Source organism: Sphingobium sp. CFD-2 (genome assembly GCF_024611135.1).
Taxonomy (GTDB): domain Bacteria; phylum Pseudomonadota; class Alphaproteobacteria; order Sphingomonadales; family Sphingomonadaceae; genus Sphingobium; species Sphingobium fuliginis.
In genome coordinates this window covers 2,364,319-2,390,963 of the sequence record NZ_CP084405.1, presented here as the reverse complement: position 1 = coordinate 2,390,963, position 26,645 = coordinate 2,364,319, and the positions used below count along the sequence as shown (strand labels likewise).

The following is a 26,645-nucleotide window of genomic DNA, read 5'->3' as shown; positions in this document are numbered from 1 at the left end:
GCGAACGGGAGGCTTCGGCATGGGCGTCTTAGCATATTGCACAGTTGGTTCGAACGATCTCGCCGGTGCAAAGGCTTTCTATGACGCGCTGCTTGCGGTGGTCGGGCTTGCGCCTTTGTTCGAGCATCCATCTGGAGGTCGTGTGTACGGGCGAGATGGTTCCTTCAGCTTCGCGGTCCTTGGGCCCTATGACGGGCAGCCAGCAACGGTGGGGAATGGATCGATGGTCGCCTTCTGCTTTGACCGGCGCGAGGAAGTGGACGCTTTTCATCGGCGCGCCCTCGCATTGGGTGGCGTAACCGAGGGCGGACCCCATGAGCGCGGCCCGGGATGGTACTTCGCCTACTGCCGCGACCTCGATGGCAATAAGCTGTGCGCCTATTGCCTTGAGCCTTAGGCTTTCCCATGCCCGCCGGCACCCGGGTCAGGCCGGCCCCGCCGCCTCGCGGATCAGATCCGCAACGGCGCGGGGGTGGGAGATCAGCGACACATGGCTCGACTTCAGCTCGATCGTCTTTGCGTTCATGCGCTTCGCCATGAAGCGCTGGAGGTTGGGGTCGATCGTGCGATCTTCCGTCGAGACCGCATAATAGCTGGGCTTGCTGCGCCACGCCGCGTTCGTCGTGCGGCCCGCGAGCAGTTCCCTGTGGAACGGCCACTGCACGGCAAAGAGCGCCCGCGCCCTGGCCTCCGGAAGGTCGCCTGCGAAATCGCGGAGGAAGGCCGCTTCGGTCAATCGCCCCTCATCCCCGTCGAAGACGATGCCGGCGCTGGCCGGCGGCGTCGGAAATGTCTTCGCCAGCGCGCCATAATCCTCGCCCGCATCGGGCGCGCGGGCGGCGACATAGACGAGGGCCGAGACATGGGGGTGCATGCCCGCTTCGGTGACGATCATCCCGGAAAAGCTGTGCCCGGCGAGGACGGTCGGCCCGTCCTGACGATCCAGCACGCGCCGCGCCGCGGCCACCGCATCGGGCAATGTCGTCAGCGGGTTCTGGACTGCGGTGACGTTGAGCCCATGGGCCTGCAACAGGGGGATGACCTCCGACCAGGACGAGCCATCGGCGAACAGGCCGTGCACCAGCACGATGTTGCGCGCCTTCGTCTTTGCGACGGTCTGGGCGAATGCGTTGGCGGAGGCGGCGACGGCTCCGGCGATAAGGGCGGTCTGCATGAATGTGCGACGATCGACGGTCACTATGCCGTTCCTTTCTGGAAATGGGGTCATCGTGCAACTTGTGCTGCTTCCGGGGCCGGCTGAATGGCGCACATTCTGGTTGTGGAAGCCGGAAAGAAGGAAACGGCCTTGAAGCACTATGCCGATCGGCCGCCGATGGAAAGACGCATGCTTGTGTAACGGCTTCCTTGTAGAGCAGGCGCGGCAGTGCCCGACGCGGCCAGCGCTCTTGAACGCCATGGCGTGGGCCCGGTTCGCAGGGGCGACCGCAACATTGCATGTCGCGCCTCTACAGCCCCTTTAGGCTCAGGACCCATTACTGGTGGGGTCGAGGCGCCATTTCGGCGTCCCGCGGGGATTTGACCAAAATGGCCCAGTGCTGCGTCGGCAGGCTGGAAATATCGACATATTCCTGCGCCTCGCCTTCTTGCCCTGAGCCATTTTGCCTCAAACCTCGACCCCGCCAGTAATAGGTCCTGAGCCTAGATAACGGCCCCAGACGCTGTCGGCCATATAGTCGGTGAAGTGGCGGTCATTGCCGCCGCTGGCATACATGAAGTTCAGATAATCGTCGGCATAGCGCCGGTCGTTCAGCCAGCGCCCCTCCGCCAGATGAAAGCCGGTGGCGTCGTTCAGGCTGGCATAGGGATGCCGCTGCCAGTCGACATCGTCCAGGAATTCGGTGGAGATGAAGCCTTCTTCCCCCAGGTCGCGCTGATGCGCGCGGAAGAGGGACCAGCGATAATGATAGACGGCGTCTATCCGGGGATCGGCGGACTCGAAGAAGGGAATGCGCTGCTCGTACCAGGGGGCATCGTTGCCGAAGCGCTGCACGGCGATGCGGTGCCTGTCCATCCCCGGCCGCGACGGGGGCTGGGAAGCGGCGGCGGCCCCCAACAGCGCCGCGCCCGCCAGCAGGACCTTCATCGAAGTATGCATCTCTCACCCTCCCATGACCGCAAAGGATATGGCGGCCGGCCCGGGAATGGAGAGGGGTCCCGGACCGGCCGCCATGGAAATGGGATGCGGTGAGGAGACACCGCATCCCATCGGGCACTCACTTGAAGGTGTAGCGGACGCCGAGCGCGAAGGTGCGCGCCAGCAGGGTCGTGCCAAGATTATATTGCTCGGGACCGCCGACATCCTCGAACTTGTAATAGGTCTGCTGCTTGGACTTGGTGAGGTTCACCGCGTCGAAGGTCACGCCCAGACGGTCGTTGACGTTCCAGGTGAGCTGGAAGTCCAGGCTCTTTTCCGGGTTGCGCCAAACGCCGATCGGGTTGGCGAACAGGCGGGCTTCGTTGTTCGCCAGGAACTCCTTGCGCCAGATATAGGACAGGCGCGCGCCGATCGGGCCGTTGTCATAGGCGAGCGTGGCGTTGTAGCTGAGGTCCGACACGCCGAAGAAGGACGAGGTCGCCTGACCGGTGACATTGCCCGCAGCATCCGTCTGCGGAATGTTCTGCTTGGAATCCAGCACCGTCACGCTGCCCACGAAGCCCAGCCCGTCCAGCGGACCCGGCAGATAGCTCGGGAAGTAGGTGAGCCCCAGTTCCAGGCCCTTGAGCACGCCGTTGGAGGCGTTGACCGGCCGGGTGATGGCGAAATTGTTGGTCGCGCCCGCGACGATGCCATTGTTGGGGATGAATTCCATCACCGTCAGCGGCACCACCAGCCCGTTGATCTCGCGGCGGAAGCCCGTCAGCGTGATCGCGCTGTTGCGTTCGAAATACCATTCGATCGCGGCGTCGAAGTTCTTCGAATGGGTAGGCTTCAGCGTCGCCGTCCCCGCCGTGCCGCTGCCATAGCCGACATTGGTGAGGTCGCCGGTCAGCGAATAATTGGGGTTGATGTCGCTGAAGTTCGGGCGTCGCAGCGTTTCGCCATAGTTGAAGCGCAGGCGCAGATTGTCCAAAATCTCGTAGCGCGCGGTGAAGCTGGGCAGGAAGCGATCCGAACCCGAAGAGACGCGGGTCTGCGCGCCGCCATTGTAGCGGTCGAAGAAATTATAGTCTGTATCCACCGTGACGTAGCGGACACCGGCCTGCAGCTTCAGCGGGCGGCCGAAGATCGACAGTTCGCCATCGGCCTGCACATAGGCGGCGATGGTGCTTTCGTCGATGTCGAACACCCTCTGGAGCGAGAGCTGGTCGGATGTCCTGAGGCCGTAGAGGCCGCGCACCGTGTCCGCATTGTCATGAAGCCAGTAGCCGTTCGCGAGCGTCCAGCTCGTCGGCACGTCGGCGCGGCCCTGGTAGAAGTCCGAATTGGTGAAGGCTGCGCCTTCGCCCAGCCCCGCCAGCGTGGTCGCGGCCAGCGGCGCGCCAGCGTCCTGCGTGCGCACGGCGGTGGACGCCTTGCGCTGGTCGATGCGGATGCCTGCCTTGATCTGGCGCAGGAAGCCTTCGTCCCAGGTGTAATAGCCGTCGAGCGTGCCGGTGATGGCGCTGCCCTTGTCCCGGTTCGCATTGTCGTAGAGCTGTGCGACGTTCCAGATGCCGGTGTCGTTCAGCAGGCTGTCGTCACTGAAATGATAGGACGGTATGCCGCCGCCGGCATTGAAATCCGTGGTGATCTGGCTGGCGACGCGGTCCGTGCGCATCGCGATGAAGGAGGTCTTCACCTTGCTGGTCTGATAGGCGATGTCGCCGACGATCTTGCCGCGGTCGCCCAGGTCCCACTTGCCGTTCAGCGCATAGACGAAGCTGTCGGTCGAGGTCTTGGTGAAGTCGCCGCTGTTGAAGCCGTAGACATTGTTGGCGACGCGCGACTTGACGATGTTGGTGCCGTCATAGAGCGTCGGCGCCTGCGGATTGTCCCAGAAGTCGACGAAGCTGAACTGCAGGCTGTTGAAGGTCTCGCCCCGGAAGCCGGCGTAGAAGACCTCGGCCGTATAGACCGAGCTGCTGTTGGGCGCCCATTGCAGCGCGACATTGAAGGACGGACGTTCCCGCTTGCCGTAAAGGTCGGAGCTGAACACCGCGTCGCGCGACAGATAATAGGGGGTTTCGACGCCGTTGACGAGCATGGTGGAGCCGGTCGCCGTGGGCAGGCCGCGGTCCAGGCCGGGGTCCCACGCACCGAGGGCGGGGGCGACGACGAACTGGCCGGTGATCGGATCGCGCCCGGCGGGGAAGATGCGCTGGAACGGCGTCAGGCCGGTGCCCGTCGCCGGGTCCATCGTCGCGAACGGCACGAAGGCGCCCGCCGTCACGGTCTGGTCGCGATATTTGGTGCGGCTGTAGCTGCCGTTCACCAGCAGGCCGATGTCGCCGATGCCCGTTTCCCAGCGGTCGCTGACCAGCAGCGCGACGTTCGGGTTATAGCTGTCGGCCTGTTCATTGTAGATGCCGCGGGCAAGGCCGGAAATGGCGAAGCCGTCGAAATCGAAGGGACGACGGGTTTCGACATTGACCTGTCCGGCAAGGCCGGTCTCGATCTGGTCGGCGGAGCGGGTCTTGAACACATCGACGCGCTTGACGAGGTTGGCGGACACGTCCTGCAACGCGAAAGCCTGGCCGGCGGCGGTGAAGATGTTGCGTCCGTTGAGCGTGGTCAGCGCATCGGGCAGCCCGCGGATGGAGATCGCCGCCGCTTCGCCGCCGGTGCGGTTGGTCACCTGGATGCCGGTGACGCGCTGAAGCGCTTCGACGACGTTGTTGTCCGGCAGCTTGCCGACATCCTCCGCGACGATCGAGTCGACGATCTGGGTCGATTCCTTGCGGACGTTCAGCGCGCCCACGATCGAGGCGCGGACGCCCGTGACGATGATGTCGTTGGCTTCTTCATCCTGCGGCGCTGCTGCGGATTGAGCATGGGCCGTGCCCGCCAACATGAGCGCGAGCAGGGATGCAGACGTGAAAGCGAGCGGCTTCAAAGCCATGTTTGATCCTCCCCTTGGAGATGCGAGCGCTTGGGCGCCATGAATTACTCGGACTAATTATTTCTCGGAGTAATAGAAGGCAAGAGGGAATTTGCACTGCCGTTCACGAAAAAACTTTCCCTAGTGACAAATATGTCTCAGCCGAAAAACCGGTGCTTTTCTGCCCTTTCCGGTGAAAAGAAAAAGCCGCCTTCGGAATGGGGAGGCGGCTTTTTATCCTTTTATTTGTCGGACTTGGAGGCTGGGTTTCAGTCCGCGATCCATCGTGCCGTAGCGTCGCGGCTGCCCGCGAGGCGGATCTCCTTCCCGACCGCCGCAAGAGCCTTGCCCGTGACCGCGATGGACACGAAGCGGACCGTGTTCGACCTGTCGTCGGAGAATCGGACGAACTGGCTGCGCATGGCGAAATCGGCGCTGCGATCATCGCGGGCGAGGGTGACGGAACCGTCCTTGCCGGCCAAAAGATAATGGTCTGGCAGCAGAATGGGGGAAAGCATGATGCTCTGCGGCCCGGCGCGTCCGGCGGTCTGGCGGAACTGGGTCGCGGGCAGCGAAGGATTGCCGGCGATCAGGCGGGTGCCGTCATGGGCCAGCAGCGCCCTGGGATCGACGGCGGAGGCGAAACGCTCTGGCAGCTGGCCGTTGCCGACGGGCACGCCGAAGTCGGGCGTGCCGTCCGCCTTGTAATAGAGGCGCTGGACGCGCGTATGGCGGTCCGGATTGAACAGCGGGTCGCCCTTGATCGCTTCATAGTCGCGGCCATGATAGACCAATATGTCGCGGCCCTTCTCATCCACGGTGAAGCTGTTGTGGCCCGGCCCGTACACGCTGGTTTCCCGGCAGCTGGTGAAGACCGGCTGCTGCGATTTCACCCAGGCATCGGGGTCCATGATGTCCGCATCCTCCGACGCGGTCAGCAGGCCCAGGCAATAGCGCGCGTCGGTGGCGCTGGCCGAATAGGTCATGAACAGCCGGCCGTTGCGGTGAAGGACGGCGGGCGCCTCCGCCACCTTGTAGCCGCCTGTTTCCCAGTCGAGCGTCGGGATCGTGAGGCGCGTCGCCCTGGCCGCCAGCTTCAGCGGCGACGCCAGCGGGGCGATATAGAGGTTGGAATTGGTCTCGATCCCCGGTTCGCGCTGGGCCCAGGCGAAGTAGCGCCTGCCCTTGTGCACGAAGCTGGTGGAATCGAGGTTGAAGCTGTCCCACGGCGCCTGGAACTGGCCGAGCAGCTTCCATCGGCCGGTCATCGGATCGGGACCGTCGCAGACGATGGCATAGGTGCGGATGCGGAACACGTCCTCGCCGCCGCCGCTGGGGCCTGCGGCGAAATACATGGTCCAGCGCCCGTCGATCTGGTGCAGTTCGGGTGCCCAGATGAAGCCGGAAAGCGGGCCTGTCTTCTCATGCCGCCAAAGGACGGCTTCCTCCGCGGTGGCGAGGCCCGCGAGCGTCTTGGAGCGGCGCAGGACCAGCCGGTCATATTCGGGGACGGAACCGGTGAGGTAATAATGGCCGTCCTCATGACGGAAGACCTGCGCGTCCGCGCGTTGCTTGACCAACGGGTTGAGGGGGGCGGGGGCAGGGACTTCGGCCTTGGTGCGCGCGATCAGAGGCGTTGCCGACAGTGCGGCTGTCCCGGCAAGGAACAGGCGGCGATCGATTGGATTCATGAAAAGCTCTCCTCTTGGGTCGCCCTTGCCCTTCCCGCCGCCCTTGGGGGCGGACCCCCTCTCTCCCGGCGGGAGAGGGAGGGAGACGCGAAGCGCCGGAGGGAGGAGGGCGACGGGGTCAATATTCAGCCACCGGCCAGCCGTCCGCGCCCCAGCGGACCGGCGCGATCCGCAGGGTGGGGGCGCCGTTCGCCTGCTTGTCATAGGCATGATAGACGACATAGTCCGTACCGTCCCGGTCGTGCAGCCAGCCCGCATGGCCCGGCCCGCGCCAGCGTTGCTGCTCCTGAAGGTCGGCGCGCAGGAAGATGGTGCCGCCGCCCTGCATCATCGAACTGCCGTCCTTGCCCAGATAGGGGCCGGTGATCGCCCTGGACCGGCCGATCACCGTATAATAGGTGCTGTTCACGCCCTTGCAGCAATAATCATAGGACGCCATCAGCCAGTAATAGCCGCCATGGTCGACGATGAAGGGCGCCTCCACCGGGGCCGGGCCGCCTGTGGGCGCGGGGCGGCGGGCGATGGCATGGGGTTTCGCCTTGGGGTCCTTGGGTTTGCCGGTTTTCGGGTCCAGCGCGAACAGCTTGATGCCTGTCCAGAAGCTGCCCAGCGCCAGCCAGTGGCGACCCTCCCGGTCAACGATGAAATTGGGATCGATGGCGTTGAAGTCGTCCGTGCTGGTCGACATCACCACCAGCCCTTCGTCGCGCCAGCCGTAATTCTTCGCCTTGGGATCGAGCGTCGGGCTGGTCGCCAGCCCGATGGCCGAGCGGTTGGAGCCGAAGGTGGAGACGGAATAATAAAGCCGGTAGCGGCCGTTCACGAAGCGGATGTCGGGCGCCCACATGCCGTTGCTGCCGGGGATCGCCTTCGTCGCCCAGCCGGGCAGGGCGGTGAAGACGGGATCGCCGACGGTCCAGTGGACCAGGTCCTTCGACGTGCGCGTTTCGATCAGGCGCTGGCCGTGGCCGGTGCTGAAGACATGATAGCTGTCGCCTTCGCGGATGATGACCGGATCGTGGGTCGGCGTCAGGTCGCCGGTCAGGCGGCTGTTGAGGGTGGCGCCGGGTTGCTGGGCCCAGGCCTGGCCAGCAGCCGCCAGCAGCGCGAGGCCCATGAGTTTCATGATGATCTGCCGCGCCATATAGGCTCTCTCCGATAATGGTTCCGGGCGCAACGTGCTTCTGCGCAGGAACACGGCACAGCTAAAGAGGATGGAGCGGACGGCGATTCCACCCTCCGTCCGCTCCAAGGGCTTCATTGCAGGTCGAGCACGACCACCGACTTGGGCGGCAGCGCCACCGTCAGCGTGTCGCCGCTCACCTGCGCGCCGGTGAAGGCGGCGGGCTTCACCACCTCCGGCGCGTCGAAGCTGTTGTGCGAATTGATCGCGGGGGCTGTCAGGATGCGGCCCGACACGCTCGCCGCGTTCAACCCGTCCAGCTTCACCGTCACCATATTGGTCTGGTTGGGATCGAGATTGGAAAGGCCGACATGGACCTTGCCGTCCCTGGCCCGCACCGCCGATCCGCTGACCGCCGGCATGACGAACCTGTCCTTGTTGTACCAGGGCGTGTCGATGTCGATCGGCAGCACCGTCGCGTCCTGCCAGGGCTTGTACATTTCGAAGACATGATAGGTGGGGGTGAGCACCATCTTCTTCCCTTCGGTCAGGATCATCGCCTGCAACACATTCACCATCTGCGCGATGGCGCTCATGCGCACCCGGTCGGCATGTTTGGCGAAGATGTCGAGATGGATCGACGCGATCAGCGCATCGCGCAGCGTATTCTGTTGCCGCAGGAAACCGGGATGCGTGCCGGGGTCCTGCGCGTACCATGCGCCCCATTCGTCTACCGCCAGGAATATCCGCTTCTGCGGATCATATTTGTCCATGATCGCGCTGTGCTTCGTGATCAGCTCGTCCATGCGCATCGCGCCGGCCAGCGCGTCGGCCCAGCCGGTCTCGTCGAAGTCGACGGCGGGAGCGCGGGGCGGCCAGCCGCCCGCCGGGTGGACATAATAATGCAGCGAAAGGCCGTCCAGACGATCGGCCGCCACCCGCATCATCGTCTCGGTCCAGTTGTAATCGTCGACATTGGCCCCGGCCGCGACCTTCAGGATCCGGGTGCCCGCCGGCGCCTTGATGAAGGTGGCGTAGCGGCGCGTCTCGTCCGCCGCGAATTCCGGCCGCATATTGCCGCCGCAGCCCCACAGTTCGTTGCCCACGCCGAAATAGGGGACCGACCATGGCTCCTTATGCCCGTTCTTCGCGCGCAGATCGGCCAGGCTGCCGGCGGGTGCGGTCATATATTCCACCCACTCGGCCATTTCCTGCGGGCTGCCATTGCCGACATTGCCGGCGATATAGGCCTGTGCGCCGACCTGCCGCAGCAGTTCGAAAAATTCATGCGTGCCGACCGAATTGGGCTCGGTCACGCCGCCCCAATGGGTATTGACCTTGACCGGGCGGTCCTTCTTCGGCCCGATCCCCTCACGCCAATGATATTCGTCGGCAAAGCAGCCGCCGGGCCAGCGGATGATCGGCACCGACAGGTTGCGCAGCGCGGCCACCACATCGTTGCGGAAGCCGTTGGTGTTGGGGATGGACCTGTCGTTGCCGACCCACAGGCCGCCATAGATGCCATTGCCCAGATGCTCCGCGAACTGGGTGAAGATCGCCTTGTCATAGGTCGCGCCGGGCTTGTCGGCATGGATGGTCGCCATGGTCGGCCTGCCGCCGGTCTGCGCATGCGCGCCGGTGAGCGCTGTGGCGCAGAGCAGAAGCGCGGCAGTGGTGCGGCGCAGGGCCTTGATCATTCCTCTCTCCCTATGTCCAGGCATGTGTTCAGTCGTGAAATGCTGCGGTGGTCTGGCGCTTGCCGCGCAGGAAGGCGTCGGCAACCAGCCGCAAGGGCGCGGTGTCCACATCGCTGCGTCCGCCCCGGATCAGCGCGGCGAAGCGGCGGTAGAGGCCCGCATATTCGATGTCCTCGCCATGCTCCGTACCGCCGGGCAGGTGCAGCACGGCGCCGCCCTGGCTGAGCTTCAGCATGCCCGCGTCGGTTTCGACCATGATGTCCCAGCTTTGCGGGCCGGTCTGGCGCCAGTCGAGGTCCATGTGGATCGCCGCGCCGCCGGTGTCCCGAAAGGCGATGTCGGCGGCAATCGGCGCGGCGCGGTTTTCCGGCAGCACCAGCGTGGCGTCCTTCAGGAAGAAGGGGCGCGGCAGGATATGGGTGACGATGGAGAGCGCGTTGATCCCCGGATCGAACACGCCAAGCCCGCCCGGTTCCCAGATCCACGCCTGACCCGGATGCCAGACGCGCACATCTTCGCGCCAGACGATGGACACCTTGTCGATCCGCCGCTCGGCCAGCCATGCCCGCGCCGGAGCCACCCCGGCGGCAAAGCGCGAATGCCAGGCCGCGAACAGGCTGACGCCGGCCTTGTCCGCCTCCGCTTCGAGCGCGGCGACTTCGGCCAATGTCGCGCCGGGCGGCTTCTCAAGGAACAGATGGATGCCCCTGCCGATCGCCTGCGACGCCAGCGCATGGCGGACCTGCGGCGGGGTGCAGAGGGCAATCGCATCGACCGCCGGCCCCTCCGCCAGCAGGGCGTCGAGGCTGGCATGATGCGGCACGCCCTCAAGTCCCGCATCCTGCGGGCTGACCGTCGCGGCCAGGCTGAAGGCGCCATTGCCCCGGATCGCGGGGACATGCTGGTCCCGCGCGATCTTGCCGATGCCGACGATGGCGATGCGAATGGGGTCCATGGGCCTAAAGGACCTTCACCGTCACCTCGACCGGTGCCGCGCGCTTCAGCGGGTTGCGCACGGGCAGGGTGAAGGGCGCGGCGATGATCTCGAACACATCGCCTTCCTGCGTCTGCACGCCGTCGGCGAAGGAAAGCGTGGCCGTGCCGAAAAAGTGGACATGCACGTCGCCGGGGCGACGGAACAGGTCATATTTGAAATGATGATGTTCGAGATTGGCCAGACTGTGCGACATATTGCCTTCGCCCGAGAGGAAAGGCTTTTCCCACAGCACCTCGCCGTTCCGCAGGATGCGGCTGCTGCCTTCGATATGTTCCGGCGCGGGGCCGACCAGCAGTTCCGGGCCGAGCGACGCCTGGCGCAGCTTGCTATGGGCGAGCCAGAGATAATTGTGCCGCTCGGTCACATGGTCGCTGAACTCGTTGGCGAGCGCGAGGCCGAGGCGATAGGGCCGGCCGTCGGGGCCGATGATGTAGATGCCGGCGATCTCCGGCTCCTCGCCGCCATCCCGTGCGAAGGCGGGCATGGTCAGCGGATCGGTCGGCCCCACCAGTTGGGACCCGTCGCCCTTGTAGAACCATTCAGGCTGCTGTCCGACCGCGCCGGGGGCGGGCTTCCCGCCTTCCAGCCCTTCCAGGAACATGCGCATGCTGTCCGTCTGCTTTTCGGCGGCGGCGGCTTCGCGGTGCATCTTGTCGCGGCCTTCGGCGGAACCGAGATGGGTGAGGCCCGTGCCGGTCAGTTGCACATGGGCCGCGTCCTCATGGTCGATCGGCGCGATCAGGCGGCCGGCCTCGAACTCGACGGCGATGTCGACGGCATCGCCCTTCGGCGCCGCGGCGACGATCTGCGCCAGCGAAAGACCCTTGGCGATGGCGTCCAGCGCCAGCGCGCGAATGCTCCCCACCCCGAGGAGGAAATGCGCCTCGCCGTCCTGCGCGGCGATAACCGAACGCCCCCCATTGCCCGAACGGTGTTGCAACAGGCGCAAATTCATGAACGATCTCCTCCCGCGCGCCTTTCCCGGCGCTCGTAAACGTCATCTAAAGGTCGAATTGTCAGTCATTTCATCGGCGCGAGACTGGCGCGTGGCGGCCTAGCTGCCCTGAAGTTCGAAAGTCGGGGCTTTATCCGCCATGTGAATCTCCTTATTACTCCGACATATTACAGCTAGTCGTAGAAGGCAATGATTGTGTTTCGCCTTGGCTGATGGACTGCTAAGGAAGGAGCCGGAGGAGCATGAATGGCTGAAGAAAAGCGGCTCTTGAAGGGGGCTGAAGAGGGCGAAGGGGGCGCATCGAAAGAGGCGCGGGGTCCCGGAAGGCGTCTGCATGGCGCCATCGCGCACAAGCTGGGAACGGCGATCTTGTCCGGCCAATATGCGCCGGGCGACGTCCTGTCCGGCGAAGTCGCCTTTGCCGAGGAACTGGAAGTGTCGCGCAGCGCCTATCGCGAGGCGATACAGGTGCTGACCGCTAAGGGGCTGGTGGAAAGCCGGCCCAAGGCGGGGACGCGCGTGCTGCCGCGCAATCGCTGGAACCTGCTCGATCCCGAGGTGCTGGCCTGGGCCTTCGCCGGGGAGCCCGACGTTCAGTTCGTGCGCGACCTGTTCGAACTGCGCGCTATCGTCGAGCCCGCGGCGGCGCGGCTGGCGGCGCAGCGGCGGACCAGGGAGGACATCAAGCTGATGAAGGACGCGCTGGCCGCGATGCGCCGCCACACGCTGGCGACAGAGGCCGGGCGCGCGGCGGATCGCGATTTCCATAATGCGATCCTGAATTCGACGCGCAACGATGCGCTGCAGACGCTGTCTGCCAGCATCGGCGCGGCGGTCAACTGGACCACCCAGTTCAAGCAGCGGGCGCGCGCCTTGCCGCGCAACCCGATTCCGGACCATGTGCGGGTGTTCGACGCCATTGCGGCAGGCGATGCGGCCGCGGCGGCGGAGGCGATGGGCGTGCTGGTCGATCTGGCGCTGGAGGATACGGCGAGCGCGATGACGCGGTGATTCGCATCCTCACCTGCGCGAAGCGCGGTGGACGGGAAGCACGCGCAGGTCGTGCCATTTTCGCTTGCGCCAGCCTTTGGCCGGCTTTCCTTCCAATCCCGATGGCGAGGATGAAAAAAAGGCCGGAACGGGACGTCCCGCTCCGGCCTTTTCCGGTTTCGAGGCTTGCGACCCTCGGCTCCGTCACCCGATCTGCTGATCGGGCAGCGCATGGGTCGGCTTTGATCCCCATAGCGCATAGAACAGGATGTAAAGTTCGCAGACCGCGGTCAGCAGGAAGCTGGTCTGCAAACCGAAACGGTCGGCCAGATAGCCCTGCACCACCACCAGCGCGCCACCCGCGATCGCCATGATCAGCAGGCCCGATCCTTCTTCGGTCAGCGGCCCCAGCCCCTTGATGCCGAGGGTGAAGATGGTCGGGAACATGATCGAGTGGAACAGGCCCACCAGGATCAGCGACCACATCGCCACCTCCCCATGGGCGAAGACGGTGATCATCATCACGATGAAGGCGCCGATGGAGAAGGCGGCCAGCACCTTGCCCGCGTCGAACCGCTGCATGATCGCGGAGCCGGCGAACCGGCCGACCATCATGCCGCCCCAGAGGAAGGTCAGGTAACGGCCCGCCTGTTCATGGGTGAGGTTGGCGATGTGGGGCTGGCTGACGAAGTTCACGAACAGGTTGGCGACGCCGATTTCCGCGATCAGGTAGATGAAGATCGCCGGAACGCCGAACACCAGGTTGCGATGCGCCCAGAGCGAATGCTTCTTCCGCTCCTCCTTGGCGAGGCGGGTGGCCGACGCGCCCATGGCGGGCAGCGGGAAGCGCGCGATCACGACGGCCAGCACCACCAGCACCACGGCCACCAGGCCATAGGGCAGGACCACCGACTGGGCATCGGCCAGCCGTTCCGCCTGCGTCAGCACGACATCGCCCTGGGCGGTGCCGCCCTTCGACCGGCCGAGGATCAGATAGGCCCCGAACATCGGCGCCAGCATCGTGCCCGCCGAGTTCATCGCCTGCACCAGGTTCAGGCGCGAGGAGGCGGTTTCCGGCTTGCCGACCACCGCGACATAGGGATTGGCCGCGACCTGGAGCAGGGTGATGCCGCTGGCGATCACGAACAGCATGAGCAGCGTCACGCCATAGGAGGGGATGGACGCCGCCAGCATCATGCCCAGCGCGCCCGCCGCCATGATCAGCAGCCCCGTCACCAGCGACTTCTGGTAGCCGATGCGTTCGATCAGCTTGGCCGAGGGGATGGAAGCGACGAAATAGGCGATGAACCAAACCGATTCGATCAGCGTCGTCTGGGTGTAGCTCAGCTCGAACACGCTGCGCAGATGCGGCAGCAGCGTATTGTTGATGACGGTGATGAAGCCCCACATGAAAAAGAGGCTGGCCAGCAATGTCAGGGCAGGGCCGTAGCGCGTGCCCGGATTATGGGCCGCGGCGGGCGCCGCGGTTGAGGAAATGGGTCCTGCCATTCATCCTTCTCCGGAAGAGTCGAAAAGGAGCGCCGCCGGAACAGGGTTGCGCCCGATTATTTTGTAGGAGTATATCCCCTCCAACGACGCGTCAATGGCGTCCGGGAGGAACTGCATGCGAAAGGCCTTTATGAACAGAACGGTTTTGGCAACGTTGTCATACGGTGCCGTCCTGATGATGACAAGCACGGTAGCACTGGCGGCGGAGGCCAGTCGCGCCCCCGCCGGCACGCTGGCCGACGGCACGGCGATCGAGGCGATCACGCTGAAGAACGCACAAGGCGTGTCGGCCACCATCCTGACCTATGGCGCGACCTTGCAGAAGCTGGAGGGGCCGGACCGCAACGGCAAGATCGCGGACGTGCTGCTCGGCTATGACGATCTTGCCGGCTATGTCGACCGTCCCAATTATTTCGGCGTGACCGTGGGCCGCTACGCCAACAGGATCGCGGGCGGCAAATTCACGCTGGACGGCAAGAGCTATCAATTGCCGCTCAATGACAAGGTCAATTCGCTGCATGGCGGGGGCAAGGGCTTCGACAAGCAGGCGTGGAACGTCGTTTCGCTGAAGAGCGGGCCGACCGCCACGCTGGTCCTGTCCCTCACCAGCCCGGACGGTGACGCCGGTTATCCCGGCAAGCTCGACACCACCGTCACCTATACGCTGGACGAGGCAGGCAATCTGGGCATTGCCTTCGACGCGAAGACCAGCAGGCCGACCATCGTCAACATGACCAACCATGCGATCTTCAACCTGGCGGGCGAGGGAGCGGCCGACAGCGCGCTGGGGCATCTGCTGACCATTCCGGCCAGGGCCTTCACGCCCGTGGACGCCAATCTGATCCCGACCGGCGAACTCAAGCCGGTGGAAGGCACGGTGTTCGATTTCCGCATGCCGCGCCGCGTGGCGGATGGCATTCGCGACGGCCGCGACGCGCAGATCGTCGCCGGGCGCGGCTACGACCATAATTTCGCGCTGGACAAGGGTGCGACCAGGGGCCCCGAACTGGCCGCGCGCCTGGAGGACCCGGCGTCGGGCCGCGTGCTCGACGTGCTGACGACGGAGCCCGGCGTGCAATTCTACACCGGCAATTTCCTGGACGGGACGCTGATCGGCAAGCAGGGACATCTCTACCGCATGGGCGACGGCATCGCGCTGGAGCCGCAGAAATTCCCCGACTCGCCCAACCAGCCGAAATTCCTGTCGGCGCGGGTGGACCCCGGCAAGCCCTATCATCACCAGATGATCTACCGCCTGTCCGTCAAGCGCTGAAGGAACATCCGGCATGGGTGAATGGCGCAAGGTCGACCGCGACATAAGCGATGCGCTGGGGGAGGGGACGCTATGGTCCGCCCGTGAGAATGCGGTCTATTGGACCGACATACTCGCGCCCGCGCTCAACCGCCTGTCGCTGGACGACGGCGCCATCCAGCGCTGGGCCATGCCCGAGCCGATCGGCTGGGTGGCCGAGCGGGCGGGCGGGGGCTTCATCGGCGGCTTCCAGAGCGGCTTCGCCCGGTTCTCGCTCGATCCGCTGGTCATCGAGCCGATGGGCGATCCCGAACCGCATCTGCCCGGCAGCCGCATGAACGATGGCAAGGCCGATGCGAGCGGCGCCATCTGGTGCGGCACGATGGACATGGCGGAGGAGCAGGATGTGGGCGCGCTCTACCGGCTCGATCCCGATGGACGCTGGGCGGCGATGGACGGGGGCTATCGCGTGCCCAACGGCCCGGCCTTTTCCTCCTGCGGGCACTGGCTTTATCACAGCGATACGGCCAGGCGGCAGATATATCGCTTCGCCCGCACGGCCGAAGGCGGCCTGGCGGATCGCCAGCCCTTCATCCGCCTTGCCGAGGAGGATGGCTATCCCGACGGCATGACCGTCGATGCGGACGGGCATCTCTGGGTAGCCCATTGGGGCGGCGGGCGGATCAGCCGCTTCACGCCCGGGGGCAAGCTCGACCGCTCGATCGCGCTGCCCGCCAGGCAGGTGACGAACATCTGCTTCGCCGGGGACGAGCTGGACCGGATGTTCGTCAGTTCCGCGGCGACCGGTCTGCCGGAAAGCGACTATGACGGTGCGTTTTTCGAAGTCTTCCCCGGCGTCCGGGGATTGCCGACGAACCTTTATGCGGGATGAGGGACAAGCCGGGATCGGCCGCTACCGGCCGATCGCCGGCATCATGCCCGCCGTGCTCCTGCGATGGCGGGAGCCCGGTCAAGGCGATGAGATCATCCACAAGGCCCGGCCCCGGGCTTTCAAGAGCCGCCCGTCTCGTCCAGCAGCCTTCGCGGCAGCATGGCCGCCGAATCGGGCGGAAGGCGCTCCTTAAAAAACCGCCGCCACCAATTGCGCGAACGCATCGGCGCGGTGGCTCATGCCATGCTTCTTCTCCGGGTCCATCTCGCCGAAGCTGATGCCATGACCATGCGGCTGGAAGATCGGATCATAGCCGAAGCCCCTGTCGCCTCGGGGCGGCCAGGTGATCGTGCCGTCGACGCGGCCTTCGAACGCCTCCACATGGCCGTCGGGCCAGGCCAGCGCCAGGGCGCAGACGAAATGCGCGTCATGACCCGCTTCCGGCCCCTTCGCCTGGATATTGTCCCAGACGAGCTGCATGGCGAGGCCGAAATCCTTGGTCGGGCCGGCCCAGCGGGCGGAGAAGATGCCCGGATCGCCGTTCAGCGCCTCCACGCACAGGCCGCTGTCGTCGGCCAGCGCGGGCAGGCCGGAAAGATCCGCCGCCTGCATCGCCTTCAGTTCCGCATTGGCGATGAAGGTCGTGCCGGTCTCCTCCGGCTCGGGCAGGTCCAGCGCCGCTGCGGACACCGTCTCTATGCCATAGGGCGCCAGCAATTCGCCGATTTCCCGCACTTTGCCGGGATTATGGCTGGCGATCACCAGTCGTCCCGGACCCAGCTTGCGGATCGCCTGTTCCTGCCCGAATTCATCGCTCATTCCGTCATCCCATATCCCACGCGCCCCGAAAACGAACGGAAGGAAGAATTATCTCCCGGTCGCCTTGTCCTGTGCCGCGAAAATCCGCGCGCAGCCTATGCGGGCAAGGCGCAGCAGGCGCAGCAGTTCCTCCTCGTCATAGGTCGCGCCCTCGGCGGTCGCCTGCACCTCCGCGAACTTGCCGTCGCCCGTCAGGATCAGGTTGGCGTCCGCCTCCGCATTGCTGTCCTCGGCATAGTCCAGATCCAGCACCGGGGTGCCGTTATAGATGCCGCAGCTTATCGCCGCGACTTTCTGCACGATGGGGTCTTCGGTGAGGGCGCCCGATGCCAGCAGCTTGTCGATGGCGATGCGCAGCGCCACCCAGCTTCCCGAAATGGCGGCGGTGCGGGTGCCGCCATCGGCCTGGATCACGTCGCAGTCAACGACGATCTGCCGCTCGCCCAGCTTCTGGAGGTCGACCACGGCGCGCAGCGACCGGCCGATGAGGCGCTGGATTTCCTGGGTGCGGCCCGACTGCTTGCCCTTGGCGGCCTCGCGGCTGCCGCGGGTGTGGGTGGCGCGGGGCAGCATGCCATATTCCGCCGTGACCCAGCCCGACCCCTTGCCGCGCAGGAAGGGGGGCACCTTCTCCTCGATCGAGGCGGTGCAGAGGACCCGCGTGTCACCGAAGCTGACCAGGCAGCTCCCCTCGGCATGGATGGTGAAGCCGGGTTCCATGGTGATGTCGCGCATCTGGTCGGGCGCACGGCCGGAAGGACGCATAAATATTCTACTCCGAAGCGTTGTGTCGAGCGGGCTTAGCGTCGGGCGGCCCATCATGCCAGTGGCGATGAACCCGAAAGATGCTAGAGAGCGGCCTATGGTGACGAAAGCGCTATCGATTTTGGCGGCCACTGTCCTGCTGGGCGGCTGTGCCATGGAACAGGCGGAGCTGGAAAAGCCGACCCTGGCCGGCGATACCATCAGATTTTCCGCCGGTCCCTGTTTCGGCGCCTGCCCCAGCTACAGCCTGCGCGTGACGCCGGACGGGTCCGGGCTGATCGAGCCGCAGCGTTTCACCGCCATTCCCGGCCCGACCCGTTTCACGGTGACGCCGGCGCAATATCGCCGCTTCCGCGCCGCGCTGGCGCAGTTTCGGCCCGCGCAGGGCACGGTCAGGCGAATCGGCCAGGGGGAAAATTGCGTCCGCTTCGCCACGGACATGCCCGGCTATGTGATAGAATGGACCCGGGGCGAAGCGCCACCCACCCGGCTGGAGTTCCAGTCGGGCTGCATGGATGCGGGCTATGGCAAGCTGCGCGCCACCATCGCGTCGATCCCCAGCATGCTCGACGTCGCCGCCATGGTGAAGCCGACGACGGCGAAGGGCCGATGACGACGGGCTTGAGCCGGGACCGATGCTTGCCTAGATAAAGGCCATGGCGGTCACCCCGATCACCGAACTTAACGAGCGTGCGCGTGACGTTTTCCGTCTGGTGGTCGAGAGCTATCTCGGCACCGGGCTGCCCGTTGGCTCGCGCACGATCAGCAAGATGGCGTCGCTCAGCCTGTCGCCCGCCTCCATCCGCAATGTGATGCAGGATCTGGAGGAACTGGGCCTGCTTGCCGCGCCGCACACCTCCGCTGGACGGATGCCGACGGAAACCGGCCTCAGGCTGTTCGTCGACGGCATGATGCAGGCCGCGGAACCTTCGGTCGAGGAACGGCGCGCGATCGAGGCCGGGATCAGCGAAGGCGGCCCGATAGAGGAGGCGCTGTCGGCCGCGACCGCTGCGCTGTCCGGCCTCTCGGCCTGCGCCGGCATCGTGATGGTGCCCAAGCGGGAGCCGGTGCTGCGGCAGTTCGGCTTCGTGCCCCTGAATGAACGGCAGGCGCTGGCTGTGCTGGTGGGGCAGGACGGTTCCATCGAGAATCGCGTCGTGGACCTTCCGGTGGGCGTGACGCCGATGATGCTGAACGAGGCTGCCAACTTCATGTCGGCGCGCTTTGGCGGCATGACGCTGGCGCAGGCGCGCGAGGCCCTCCGGCGCGAGGTAGAGGGGGACCGGAACGCGCTTCAGGGCGCGGCGGGGGAACTGGTGGCGAGGGGTATCGCCCTGTGGTCGCAGGATGCCGACGACCGCCCGGTGCTGATCGTGCGCGGTCAGGCGCATCTGCTGGATGACGGCACCGCCGCCGATCTGGAACGGGTGAGGCAATTGCTGGAACAGCTTGAAGGCAAGCAGGAGATTTCCCGGCTGCTGGAAAGTGCGCTGGCGGGCAGCGCGACCAAAATCTTCATCGGTTCGGAAAACAAGCTCTTTTCCCTGTCGGGTTCTTCGGTCATAGCCGCGCCTTACCGCAGCGGTGACGGCCGGGTGGTGGGCGTGGTCGGGGTAATCGGCCCCACGCGCTTGAACTATGCGCGGGTGATCCCCATGGTGGACTTCACCGCACAGACGCTGTCGAGATTGATGAGATGAGCGAAGACAAGCAGAATATCGAAAATACCGAAGTCGTGGACGAACTGCCCGAGGATGCGTCGCCCGCCGGCGACGCGGCGGCGGAACGGATCGCGAGCCTTGAAAACGAGCTGGCGACCGCGAAGCAGGAGGTGCTCTACGCCCATGCCGAAGCGCAGAATGTGCGGCGGCGGCTGGAAAAGGAACTGGCCGACGCACGCGCCTATGCCGCGACGGCCTTTGCCCGCGACATGCTGTCGGTGGCGGACAATCTGGGCCGCGCGCTTCAGGCGATCCCCGCCGACCTGCGCGAGGATGAGAAGTTCAAGGGCCTGGTCGCCGGGCTTGAAGCCACCGGGCGGGAACTGGAGGCGGTGTTCGGCCGCAACGGCATTGAGAAGCTGGTGTCGGTCGGCCAGCCGCTTGACCCCAACAAGCATCAGGCGATGATGGAAGTACCCTCCGCCGACGCCGAGCCGGGTACGGTGCTGGTGGAGATGCAGGCAGGCTATACGATCAAGGACCGGTTGCTGCGCCCGGCGCTGGTCAGCGTGGCGAAGAAACCGGACTGATCGGTTGCACCTGAAGCATGCAAGGGCTCGCTGGACCACCGTCCGGCGGGCCTTTTTCGTTCACGGGCCCGCGCGGTCCGCCGGCGGAGCCGCGCCGGGATGGCGGGGTCATGCTTGAGCCGGATTCAGGCACTGGTGGGACGGGAGGCCGGCCCAGATTTTTGGGGGAGTTCCCGCCATAGCCCTGATCCGCGATAAAGATATATCGCAACTCTTGACGTTCGATCTTTTTAAGATATATCTCAAACTATCAAGAAACAGTTGAGAGAATCATCCATGCATTTTCATCATCGCGCTCGCGGGCACCACGGTTTTGGCCATGACCGCATGTTCGGACCGGACGGCCGCGAACCCGGCGGCTTTGGCGGTCGCTTCGGGGATGGTCCGTTCGGCGGCGGCCGGGGCGGGCATTTTGGCGGTGGGCGGGGCGGCGGCCGTCGCCGCCTGTTCGGCAATGACGCGCTCAGGCTCATCCTGCTCAAGCTCATCTCCGACGCGCCCCGCCATGGCTATGATCTGATCCGCGAGATCGAAACCCTGTCGGGCGAGGTTTATGTGCCAAGTCCGGGCGTCGTCTATCCGACGCTGACCTTGCTTGCGGACATGGATCTGATCGCGGAGCAGCCGGGCGAAAGCAGCCGCAAGCTGTTCGCGATCACGGAGGCGGGCACGGCCTATTTGGCCGACCATGAACAAGGCGTGGCGCTGGTCATGGACCGGCTGGGCTCGCTGGCGCGCAAGGCGGAGCGCACCGACGGCGCGCCGATCCGGCGGGCCATGCACAATCTGGGCATGGCGGTCCGGGCGCGGCTTGAAAAGGAGGGGGCGGATGCGCAGACCATGTTCGACGTCGCCGCGCTGATCGACGAGGCGGCCAGCAGGATCGAAAGGCTTTGACCATGGCTTTGACAGCGCATGTGCCGACCGCCAACGCCAGCCGCTATCTCCAGCAGCTGTGCAAGCATTGGGGGCACAAGTTCGAAACCGATTTCGACGCGCGGCAGGGAAGCATCGCCTTTCCCATGGGGCCGATCCGGATGGCGGCCGGGGCTGACGCCCTGACCGTCACGATCGAACCGGGGGAGGGGACCGATGTCGAACGCTTCAAGCAGGTGGTGGCGGACCATCTCGACCGCTTCGCCTTCAGGGAAGCGCCGCTGACCTTCGACTGGCGGTAAGGGGGGGCGGGGCGGGCAGTTCCGCCCCGCCGGCCGCCGCTCTTCCTCAGGCCACCTGGCGTCCGAAGTCCGATGACGCCGCGCGCAGGCTGGAAAGCTTCCCTTCCACGCTCATGAAGCCGCGTTCGAGCTGGTCGATTTCGGATGCGACCACCTCGGTATCCTGGCGGATGGCGCTGATGGTCGACGACATGGAGTCGGCGGCCAGCGCGGTTTCGTCGACAGCGGCGGTGATCATCGTCACCGTCTGCGCCTGGGCATCCATGGCGTGGCGGATGCGTTCGGCGCTGGCCTGGACCTCGCCCACCGTGTCGCGAATGCGCTCGTTGGTCTCCACAGACTGGCGGGTGGATGCCTGGATGTCCGCGATCTTGCCCGCGATCTCATCGGTGGCGCGGGCGGTCTGGTTGGCGAGGCTCTTCACCTCCTGCGCGACCACCGCGAAGCCGCGGCCGGCATCGCCCGCGCGGGCCGCCTCGATCGTGGCGTTGAGCGCAAGCAGGTTGGTCTGGCCGGCAATGTCGCGGATCAGGCCCAGGATCGATTCGATGGATTTCGCATGGTCGGACAGGGTGGTCGACATGGCCACCGCGTCGCCCGACTGGCGGGCCGCCCGCTGGGCGACGTCGGCCGCGCTCTCCACCTCCGTCCGCGCATCCTCGATAGCGCGAATGAGGCCGGCGGAGGTGCGGGCGGCTTCGCGCATCGCAAGGGCGGACTGTTCGGCGGCGGCGGCGACTTCCGACGCCTTGCCCAGCATGCCGCGTGTCGCGGCCGATGCGTCCTTCGCCTGTTCGCGCAGCGATTCGCCCAGTTGCGACGCGCCGTCGATCTCTCCCATGATCCGCTGTTCGAACATCGTGCCGAAGCGTTGGCGCTCGTTGCGCTGCGCCTCCGCCTCGTCGCCTGCGATGACGTTCGCCATCAGCCCGGCGTCGACCATGCCGACCTGCATCATGACATGCACCAGACGGCGGCGCCCCGTTTCATCCTCCATCCGATGCCAGATAAGGTCGATCAGCTTCTCGTTGGCCGCGGCCACCGGCATCAGCACCGCACGCAGCGGGGAGCCGTGCTTGCGGGCGTGGCGTACGCAGGCGATGGAGGAAATCGCCCATTCGCCCGCATCGTAATAGCCCAGTTTCTGGCGCACATATTCATGCGCTTCCGTCTCGATCTTGGCGAGCGTGGAGGGGTTGAGCTTCGACCGCAGCCCCGTCTGCTCGACATAGGCATCGTAGAAAGTGCGCGCCGCCAGGGTCACCTGTTCGCCCAGCAGGTCGCGAATCTGGCGCAACCCCTGCGCCAGCTCGCCATGCGGGTCGACCTCCCTCATCATCGCAAGGACGGTGCTTTTGGGCGTGGCGGCGGAATTCATGTGCGGCAAAACCCCAGATTGGTCTCATTGTCCCGTCGGGTGATAGCGCCATTTGGTTAATCACTTCTTAGGATCGGCGGACATTCGGCCCCCGATCCGATCCTTTGGCGCTTTACCCGTCATCGACCCGCCGAAAACCGGCCTGCATGGTTCCTCATCCCGGAAATGTTCCGCCGGCCTGGCGGGGATCGCCCCGTCGCGTGGTCAGGGCGGCTTGCCCTCTTGGCGTATCGCTCCTAAGGGGACGGGACTCGAGGGACAAACATCAGGGACGTAGGGAAGATATGGCGCGAACCACGAGCCGGCCGCTCTCGCCGCATTTGACGATCTGGAAATGGGGGCCAGCCATGGCCGTCTCCATCATGCACCGCGTGACCGGCAACGGTCTTGCGACGGTCGGTGCGATGGGACTGGTCTGGTGGCTGATGGCCGCCGCCATGGGGCCGGATGCCTATGCAACCTTCGTCAAATGCGCGACTTCGCCCATCGGCTATCTGGTGATGGCCGGCCTTAGCTGGTTCTTCTTCCAGCATCTCTGCTCCGGTCTTCGCCACTTCGTGCTCGATCTGGGCGCGGGCTATGAGCTCAAGAATAACAAGATCTGGTCGCTGCTGACCTTCGTCTTCTCGACGCTCCTCACCATCGCCTTCTGGGCCGCCATCTGCACGGGGAAATTCTGATGGGAACCGGAACCGGAATCGGCCGCGTCCGCGGTCTTGGATCGGCCAGGCATGGCGCGCATCACTGGCTGGCGCAGCGCTATACCGCCGTCGGCAACCTGTTGCTGGTGCTGTGGCTGCTGTTCAGCCTGATCGCCCTGCCGGGCCTCGATTATCAGAGCGTCCATAACTGGATCGCGCAGCCCCTGGTGGCGGTGCCGCTGATGCTGATGCTGGTCAGCATCTTCTATCACCTGCGCCTGGGCATGCAGATCATGCTGGAGGACTATGTCCACGACAAGGGCCTCAACTTCTTCTGCATCCTGCTGCTGAACTTCTATGCCATTGGCGGCACGGCCGCGGGCATCTTCGCGATCGCCAAGATCGCCTTCACGGGGATCGTCAAATAATGAGCGAAGCCTATAAGATCATCGACCACACCTATGACACGGTCGTCGTGGGTGCCGGCGGCTCCGGCCTGCGCGCCACCATGGGCAGTGCGGAAGCGGGCCTGAAGACCGCCTGCATCACCAAGCTGTTCCCGACCCGCAGCCATACGGTGGCGGCGCAGGGCGGCATCGCGGCGAGCCTTGGCAACAACTCGCCCGACCACTGGACCTGGCACATGTACGACACCGTCAAGGGGTCGGACTGGCTGGGCGACCAGGACGCGATCGAATATATGGTGCGCGAGGCGCCGGCCGCCGTGATCGAGCTGGAGCATGCGGGCGTTCCGTTCAGCCGTAACGACAACGGCACCATCTACCAGCGTCCGTTCGGCGGCCACATGCAGAATATGGGCGCCGGCCCGCCGGTGCAGCGCACCTGCGCCGCCGCCGACCGTACCGGCCACGCCATGCTGCACGCGCTCTATCAGCAGAGCCTGAAGTATGACGCGGACTTCTACATCGAATATTTCGCCATCGACCTGATCATGGAAGACGGCCCGAACGGCAAGGAATGCCGGGGCGTCATCGCCATCTGCATGGAAGACGGTTCGATCCATCGCTTCCGCAGCAAGGCGGTCGTGCTGGCGACGGGCGGTTACGGCCGCGCTTACTTCTCCGCCACTTCGGCGCATAGCTGCACCGGCGACGGCGGCGGCATGGTGCTGCGCGCGGGCCTGCCTTTGCAGGATCTGGAATTCGTGCAGTTCCACCCGACCGGCATCTACGGCGCGGGCGTGCTCATCACGGAAGGCGCGCGGGGCGAGGGCGGCTACCTCACCAATTCCGAGGGCGAGCGCTTCATGGAGCGCTATGCGCCTTCCGCGAAGGATCTGGCGTCGCGCGACGTCGTGTCGCGTTCGATGGCGATGGAAATGCGCGAAGGGCGCGGCGTGGGTCCGAACAAGGACCATATCTACCTGCACCTCGATCATATCGATCCCAAGGTGCTGGCGGAACGCTTGCCGGGCATCACCGAAAGCGGCAAGATCTTCGCCGGTGTCGACCTGACCCGCCAGCCGCTGCCGGTGACGCCGACCGTCCACTATAATATGGGCGGCATTCCCTGCAATTATCATGGGCAGGTGGTGACGAAGGTCGGTGACGATCCCGAAGTCGTGGTGCCGGGCCTCTATGCCGTGGGTGAAGCGGCCTGCGTTTCGGTCCATGGCGCGAACCGGCTGGGTTCCAACTCGTTGATCGATCTCGTCGTCTTCGGCCGCGCGACCGGCTTGCACCTCAAGGAAACGATCAAGCCCAACGGCTCGCATCGTCCGCTGCCCAAGGACGCGGCCGACCTGGCGCTGGGCCGCCTCGATCATTATCGCAATGCAAAGGGCGGTTCCCCTACGGCGAAGATCCGCCTGGAAATGCAGCACACCATGCAGAAGCACGCCGCCGTGTTCCGCGACAGCGCGCTGCTGGCGGAGGGCGTCGCGAAGATGGCAGAGGTCAATGGCCGCTTGCAGGACGTCGCGGTTTCGGACCGCTCGCTGATCTGGAACACCGACCTGATCGAGACGCTGGAACTGGACAATCTGATGTCCCAGGCGGTCTGCACCATGGTCAGCGCGGAAAACCGCAAGGAAAGCCGCGGCGCCCATGCGCATGAGGACTTCCCGAACCGCGACGACGCCGAATGGATGAAGCACACCGTAAGCTGGTTCGAGGGCTGGGGCGGCAAGGGCGGCAAGGTGACGCTCGACTACCGTCCGGTGCACGATTACACGCTCACGGACGAGGCGGAATATATCAAGCCCAAGGCGCGCGTTTACTAAGCCGCGCGAACGGCGGGAAACAGGAAGGGCGGGCTGCGAAGCTCGCCCTTTTCTTATATATGCTTCGTTCTGGGAAATTGCGGACACCAGCGCTTCCCCCCTGCTTCAGGGAAGGGGTTTGATGTCCTCGATCACCCAAGGCTTGCATCCCCGGCAGATGTGCCTGCTTCCCCTCCATCCGCCAAAGGTCTAAAGGCCGCGACATGAACGACCTTGCCACCCCATCCGCGCTGGCCGAAGAGAAGGCGCAAAGCTGGAAAGTCACCTTCCCATGCACCCGTGCGGAGGCCGAAGCGCTGGATGGCGACATTGCCGCCTTCGCGCTGATGGATCGTCCGCCTGTGCTGATGACCAGCGAGGCGGAGGCCGATAATGAACAAAGCTGGCGGCTCGACGCCTATTTCGAAGGCCAGCCGAGCCCCGCCGCGATCCGGCTGCTCCGTTCGCTCGTCCCCAGCGCCGCCGGCGTCAAGCCGCTGGTCGAGCAACTGCCCGACGAGGATTGGGTGACGTTGAGCCAGCAGGGGCTGGAACCCGTCACTGCGGGGCGTTTCCACGTCCGCAATCTCGCCAGCGACCCGGCGGCGCCCGGCCACGTCAATTTCCTGATCGAGGCGAGCCGCGCCTTCGGCACGGGCCAGCATGAAACCACGGCGGGCTGCCTGATCATGCTCGACCGCATGCGGCGGGTCGGCATGCGCTTCGGCAATGTCGCGGACATCGGAACGGGCACTGGCCTGCTTGCCTTCGCGGCGCTCCACCTTTGGCCGCGGGCTTATGCGACGGCGTCGGACATCGATCCCGTCGCGGTGGAGATCAGCGCTGCCAACGCGGCGGCCAACGGGATTGCGACGGGCAAGGGACAGGGGCAGCTCGCGCTCTACACGGCTGCCGGCGTGGATCACCCGGCTATTGCGACGCGCGCGCCCTATGACCTGCTGATCGCCAATATCCTGGCCGGTCCGCTGATCGAACTTGCTCCCTCGCTCTGCGCGCTGGTGGAGGAAGGCGGCACCATCGTCCTTGCGGGGCTGCTCAATGAACAGGCCGGTGCGGTGCTGGCTGCCTATCGCGCCCAGGGAATGCGCCTGGCGGAACGGACGGACCGCGGCGACTGGCCGACCCTCCGCCTGCGCAAGCGCCCGCGGATCGGCTGGAGACGGCCGACCCGCATCGACGGCAATGCCCGTGGCGAAGCCCCTGGTTTCGGCAGTCTGTGACCTTTT

Annotated in this window: 25 protein-coding genes; 13 read left to right on the top strand and 12 right to left on the bottom strand. The window is 65.3% G+C overall.

What is annotated here, in order from left to right; all coding sequences use genetic code 11:
* The first annotated feature begins 19 nt into the window (after positions 1–19).
* Positions 20–397: a VOC family protein gene (locus LDB29_RS11800; RefSeq protein WP_025550022.1), complete on the top strand. Its 378-nt coding sequence runs from the start codon at positions 20–22 to the stop codon at positions 395–397.
* A gap of 27 nt (positions 398–424) precedes the next feature.
* Here the strand turns inward: LDB29_RS11800 and LDB29_RS11795 are convergent, their stop codons facing one another.
* The 8 genes from LDB29_RS11795 to araD1 all read right to left on the bottom strand — a co-directional run bounded on the left by LDB29_RS11795 (position 425) and on the right by araD1 (position 11,502).
* Entirely contained in the window at positions 425–1,198 is a 774-nt protein-coding gene (locus LDB29_RS11795; protein ID WP_025550023.1) for an alpha/beta fold hydrolase, read from the bottom strand.
* 426 nt (positions 1,199–1,624) lie between these two features.
* Positions 1,625–2,116, bottom strand: a complete 492-nt coding sequence (locus LDB29_RS11790) for a hypothetical protein (RefSeq protein WP_025550024.1) — start codon at positions 2,114–2,116, stop codon at positions 1,625–1,627.
* 118 nt (positions 2,117–2,234) lie between these two features.
* Positions 2,235–5,060: a TonB-dependent receptor gene (locus tag LDB29_RS11785; protein WP_025550025.1), complete on the bottom strand. Its 2,826-nt coding sequence runs from the start codon at positions 5,058–5,060 to the stop codon at positions 2,235–2,237.
* A gap of 248 nt (positions 5,061–5,308) precedes the next feature.
* On the bottom strand, positions 5,309–6,730 hold the full coding sequence (locus tag LDB29_RS11780; protein WP_025550026.1) for a glycoside hydrolase family 43 protein: 1,422 nt from the start codon (positions 6,728–6,730) through the stop codon (positions 5,309–5,311).
* 118 nt (positions 6,731–6,848) lie between these two features.
* Positions 6,849–7,874 (bottom strand): arabinan endo-1,5-alpha-L-arabinosidase, encoded by a 1,026-nt coding sequence (locus tag LDB29_RS11775; protein ID WP_099186011.1) that lies wholly within the window; start codon positions 7,872–7,874, stop codon positions 6,849–6,851.
* 113 nt (positions 7,875–7,987) lie between these two features.
* Positions 7,988–9,550, bottom strand: a complete 1,563-nt coding sequence (locus LDB29_RS11770; protein WP_025550027.1) for an alpha-N-arabinofuranosidase — start codon at positions 9,548–9,550, stop codon at positions 7,988–7,990.
* Between the two features lie 28 nt (positions 9,551–9,578).
* Entirely contained in the window at positions 9,579–10,505 is a 927-nt protein-coding gene (locus tag LDB29_RS11765) for a Gfo/Idh/MocA family protein (RefSeq protein ID WP_025550028.1), read from the bottom strand.
* Positions 10,506–10,509: 4 nt separating this feature from the next.
* Complete coding sequence (gene araD1 / locus LDB29_RS11760) at positions 10,510–11,502, bottom strand: AraD1 family protein (RefSeq protein WP_025550029.1); 993 nt, start codon at positions 11,500–11,502, stop codon at positions 10,510–10,512.
* 246 nt (positions 11,503–11,748) lie between these two features.
* Between araD1 and LDB29_RS11755 the strand changes: the two genes are divergently transcribed.
* Positions 11,749–12,513 (top strand): FadR/GntR family transcriptional regulator, encoded by a 765-nt coding sequence (locus LDB29_RS11755; RefSeq protein ID WP_025550030.1) that lies wholly within the window; start codon positions 11,749–11,751, stop codon positions 12,511–12,513.
* A 183-nt stretch (positions 12,514–12,696) separates the two neighbouring features.
* Here the strand turns inward: LDB29_RS11755 and LDB29_RS11750 are convergent, their stop codons facing one another.
* The gene (locus LDB29_RS11750; RefSeq protein WP_025550031.1) at positions 12,697–14,001 is read right to left on the bottom strand and encodes a sugar MFS transporter; all 1,305 of its coding nucleotides are present in this window, start codon (positions 13,999–14,001) and stop codon (positions 12,697–12,699) included.
* A gap of 175 nt (positions 14,002–14,176) precedes the next feature.
* Here LDB29_RS11750 and LDB29_RS11745 point away from each other — a divergent pair, with 175 nt between their 5' ends.
* Complete coding sequence (locus tag LDB29_RS11745) at positions 14,177–15,274, top strand: aldose epimerase family protein (protein ID WP_128830788.1); 1,098 nt, start codon at positions 14,177–14,179, stop codon at positions 15,272–15,274.
* Between the two features lie 13 nt (positions 15,275–15,287).
* A complete protein-coding gene (locus tag LDB29_RS11740) occupies positions 15,288–16,145 on the top strand; it encodes an SMP-30/gluconolactonase/LRE family protein (RefSeq protein WP_099185635.1) in 858 nt (285 codons plus the stop codon).
* Between the two features lie 189 nt (positions 16,146–16,334).
* Here the strand turns inward: LDB29_RS11740 and rdgB are convergent, their stop codons facing one another.
* Together rdgB and rph are read right to left on the bottom strand one after the other, a co-directional pair.
* Positions 16,335–16,964, bottom strand: coding sequence for an RdgB/HAM1 family non-canonical purine NTP pyrophosphatase (gene rdgB / locus LDB29_RS11735; protein ID WP_025550034.1), 630 nt, complete (start codon positions 16,962–16,964; stop codon positions 16,335–16,337).
* 48 nt (positions 16,965–17,012) lie between these two features.
* Positions 17,013–17,729 carry a ribonuclease PH gene (gene rph / locus LDB29_RS11730; protein WP_025550035.1) on the bottom strand — a complete coding sequence of 239 codons (717 nt, stop codon included), beginning with the start codon at positions 17,727–17,729 and terminating at the stop codon, positions 17,013–17,015.
* 97 nt (positions 17,730–17,826) lie between these two features.
* Here rph and LDB29_RS11725 point away from each other — a divergent pair, with 97 nt between their 5' ends.
* The 5 genes from LDB29_RS11725 to LDB29_RS11705 all read left to right on the top strand — a co-directional run bounded on the left by LDB29_RS11725 (position 17,827) and on the right by LDB29_RS11705 (position 21,158).
* Positions 17,827–18,342: a DUF6438 domain-containing protein gene (locus tag LDB29_RS11725; protein ID WP_044662732.1), complete on the top strand. Its 516-nt coding sequence runs from the start codon at positions 17,827–17,829 to the stop codon at positions 18,340–18,342.
* 43 nt (positions 18,343–18,385) lie between these two features.
* On the top strand, positions 18,386–19,429 hold the full coding sequence (hrcA, locus tag LDB29_RS11720) for a heat-inducible transcriptional repressor HrcA (protein ID WP_044662731.1): 1,044 nt from the start codon (positions 18,386–18,388) through the stop codon (positions 19,427–19,429).
* A complete protein-coding gene (gene grpE, locus LDB29_RS11715; RefSeq protein ID WP_025547639.1) occupies positions 19,426–19,980 on the top strand; it encodes a nucleotide exchange factor GrpE in 555 nt (184 codons plus the stop codon). The genes hrcA and grpE overlap by 4 nt, the downstream gene beginning before the upstream one ends.
* Positions 19,981–20,256: 276 nt before the next feature.
* Entirely contained in the window at positions 20,257–20,877 is a 621-nt protein-coding gene (locus tag LDB29_RS11710) for a PadR family transcriptional regulator (RefSeq protein ID WP_025547637.1), read from the top strand.
* 2 nt (positions 20,878–20,879) lie between these two features.
* Positions 20,880–21,158: a DUF2218 domain-containing protein gene (locus LDB29_RS11705; RefSeq protein ID WP_025547636.1), complete on the top strand. Its 279-nt coding sequence runs from the start codon at positions 20,880–20,882 to the stop codon at positions 21,156–21,158.
* Positions 21,159–21,204: 46 nt separating this feature from the next.
* Here the strand turns inward: LDB29_RS11705 and LDB29_RS11700 are convergent, their stop codons facing one another.
* The gene (locus LDB29_RS11700) at positions 21,205–22,536 is read right to left on the bottom strand and encodes a methyl-accepting chemotaxis protein (RefSeq protein WP_025547635.1); all 1,332 of its coding nucleotides are present in this window, start codon (positions 22,534–22,536) and stop codon (positions 21,205–21,207) included.
* 347 nt (positions 22,537–22,883) lie between these two features.
* Here LDB29_RS11700 and sdhC point away from each other — a divergent pair, with 347 nt between their 5' ends.
* The 4 genes from sdhC (at position 22,884) to LDB29_RS11680 (ending at position 26,639) form a co-directional block, all read left to right on the top strand.
* A complete protein-coding gene (gene sdhC, locus LDB29_RS11695) occupies positions 22,884–23,216 on the top strand; it encodes a succinate dehydrogenase, cytochrome b556 subunit (protein ID WP_373278214.1) in 333 nt (110 codons plus the stop codon).
* On the top strand, positions 23,216–23,605 hold the full coding sequence (sdhD, locus tag LDB29_RS11690) for a succinate dehydrogenase, hydrophobic membrane anchor protein (RefSeq protein ID WP_025547631.1): 390 nt from the start codon (positions 23,216–23,218) through the stop codon (positions 23,603–23,605). Before sdhC ends, sdhD begins: the two co-directional genes overlap by 1 nt.
* The gene (gene sdhA / locus LDB29_RS11685; protein ID WP_025547629.1) at positions 23,605–25,419 is read left to right on the top strand and encodes a succinate dehydrogenase flavoprotein subunit; all 1,815 of its coding nucleotides are present in this window, start codon (positions 23,605–23,607) and stop codon (positions 25,417–25,419) included. The genes sdhD and sdhA overlap by 1 nt, the downstream gene beginning before the upstream one ends.
* A gap of 203 nt (positions 25,420–25,622) precedes the next feature.
* The gene (locus LDB29_RS11680) at positions 25,623–26,639 is read left to right on the top strand and encodes a 50S ribosomal protein L11 methyltransferase (protein ID WP_025547627.1); all 1,017 of its coding nucleotides are present in this window, start codon (positions 25,623–25,625) and stop codon (positions 26,637–26,639) included.
* Positions 26,640–26,645: the final 6 nt, after the last annotated feature.

Excerpts from the sequence above, each read along its gene's own strand:
- araD1 (WP_025550029.1), bottom strand. The coding sequence starts at position 11,502 with ATGAATTTGCGCCTGTTGCAACACCGTTCGGGCAATGGGGGGCGTTCG.
- rph (WP_025550035.1), bottom strand. The coding sequence starts at position 17,729 with ATGCGTCCTTCCGGCCGTGCGCCCGACCAGATGCGCGACATCACCATG.
- hrcA (WP_044662731.1), top strand. The coding sequence starts at position 18,386 with ATGGCGGTCACCCCGATCACCGAACTTAACGAGCGTGCGCGTGACGTT.
- LDB29_RS11750 (WP_025550031.1), bottom strand. The coding sequence starts at position 14,001 with ATGGCAGGACCCATTTCCTCAACCGCGGCGCCCGCCGCGGCCCATAAT.
- grpE (WP_025547639.1), top strand. The coding sequence starts at position 19,426 with ATGAGCGAAGACAAGCAGAATATCGAAAATACCGAAGTCGTGGACGAA.
- LDB29_RS11745 (WP_128830788.1), top strand. The coding sequence starts at position 14,177 with ATGATGACAAGCACGGTAGCACTGGCGGCGGAGGCCAGTCGCGCCCCC.
- LDB29_RS11755 (WP_025550030.1), top strand. The coding sequence starts at position 11,749 with ATGGCTGAAGAAAAGCGGCTCTTGAAGGGGGCTGAAGAGGGCGAAGGG.
- LDB29_RS11740 (WP_099185635.1), top strand. The coding sequence starts at position 15,288 with ATGGGTGAATGGCGCAAGGTCGACCGCGACATAAGCGATGCGCTGGGG.
- rdgB (WP_025550034.1), bottom strand. The coding sequence starts at position 16,964 with ATGAGCGATGAATTCGGGCAGGAACAGGCGATCCGCAAGCTGGGTCCG.
- sdhD (WP_025547631.1), top strand. The coding sequence starts at position 23,216 with ATGGGAACCGGAACCGGAATCGGCCGCGTCCGCGGTCTTGGATCGGCC.
- LDB29_RS11705 (WP_025547636.1), top strand. The coding sequence starts at position 20,880 with ATGGCTTTGACAGCGCATGTGCCGACCGCCAACGCCAGCCGCTATCTC.
- LDB29_RS11785 (WP_025550025.1), bottom strand. The coding sequence starts at position 5,060 with ATGGCTTTGAAGCCGCTCGCTTTCACGTCTGCATCCCTGCTCGCGCTC.
- LDB29_RS11700 (WP_025547635.1), bottom strand. The coding sequence starts at position 22,536 with ATGAATTCCGCCGCCACGCCCAAAAGCACCGTCCTTGCGATGATGAGG.
- LDB29_RS11780 (WP_025550026.1), bottom strand. The coding sequence starts at position 6,730 with ATGAATCCAATCGATCGCCGCCTGTTCCTTGCCGGGACAGCCGCACTG.
- LDB29_RS11725 (WP_044662732.1), top strand. The coding sequence starts at position 17,827 with ATGGTGACGAAAGCGCTATCGATTTTGGCGGCCACTGTCCTGCTGGGC.
- LDB29_RS11680 (WP_025547627.1), top strand. The coding sequence starts at position 25,623 with ATGAACGACCTTGCCACCCCATCCGCGCTGGCCGAAGAGAAGGCGCAA.
- LDB29_RS11775 (WP_099186011.1), bottom strand. The coding sequence starts at position 7,874 with ATGGCGCGGCAGATCATCATGAAACTCATGGGCCTCGCGCTGCTGGCG.
- LDB29_RS11800 (WP_025550022.1), top strand. The coding sequence starts at position 20 with ATGGGCGTCTTAGCATATTGCACAGTTGGTTCGAACGATCTCGCCGGT.
- sdhC (WP_373278214.1), top strand. The coding sequence starts at position 22,884 with ATGGCCGTCTCCATCATGCACCGCGTGACCGGCAACGGTCTTGCGACG.
- LDB29_RS11710 (WP_025547637.1), top strand. The coding sequence starts at position 20,257 with ATGCATTTTCATCATCGCGCTCGCGGGCACCACGGTTTTGGCCATGAC.
- LDB29_RS11790 (WP_025550024.1), bottom strand. The coding sequence starts at position 2,116 with ATGCATACTTCGATGAAGGTCCTGCTGGCGGGCGCGGCGCTGTTGGGG.
- LDB29_RS11765 (WP_025550028.1), bottom strand. The coding sequence starts at position 10,505 with ATGGACCCCATTCGCATCGCCATCGTCGGCATCGGCAAGATCGCGCGG.
- LDB29_RS11770 (WP_025550027.1), bottom strand. The coding sequence starts at position 9,550 with ATGATCAAGGCCCTGCGCCGCACCACTGCCGCGCTTCTGCTCTGCGCC.
- sdhA (WP_025547629.1), top strand. The coding sequence starts at position 23,605 with ATGAGCGAAGCCTATAAGATCATCGACCACACCTATGACACGGTCGTC.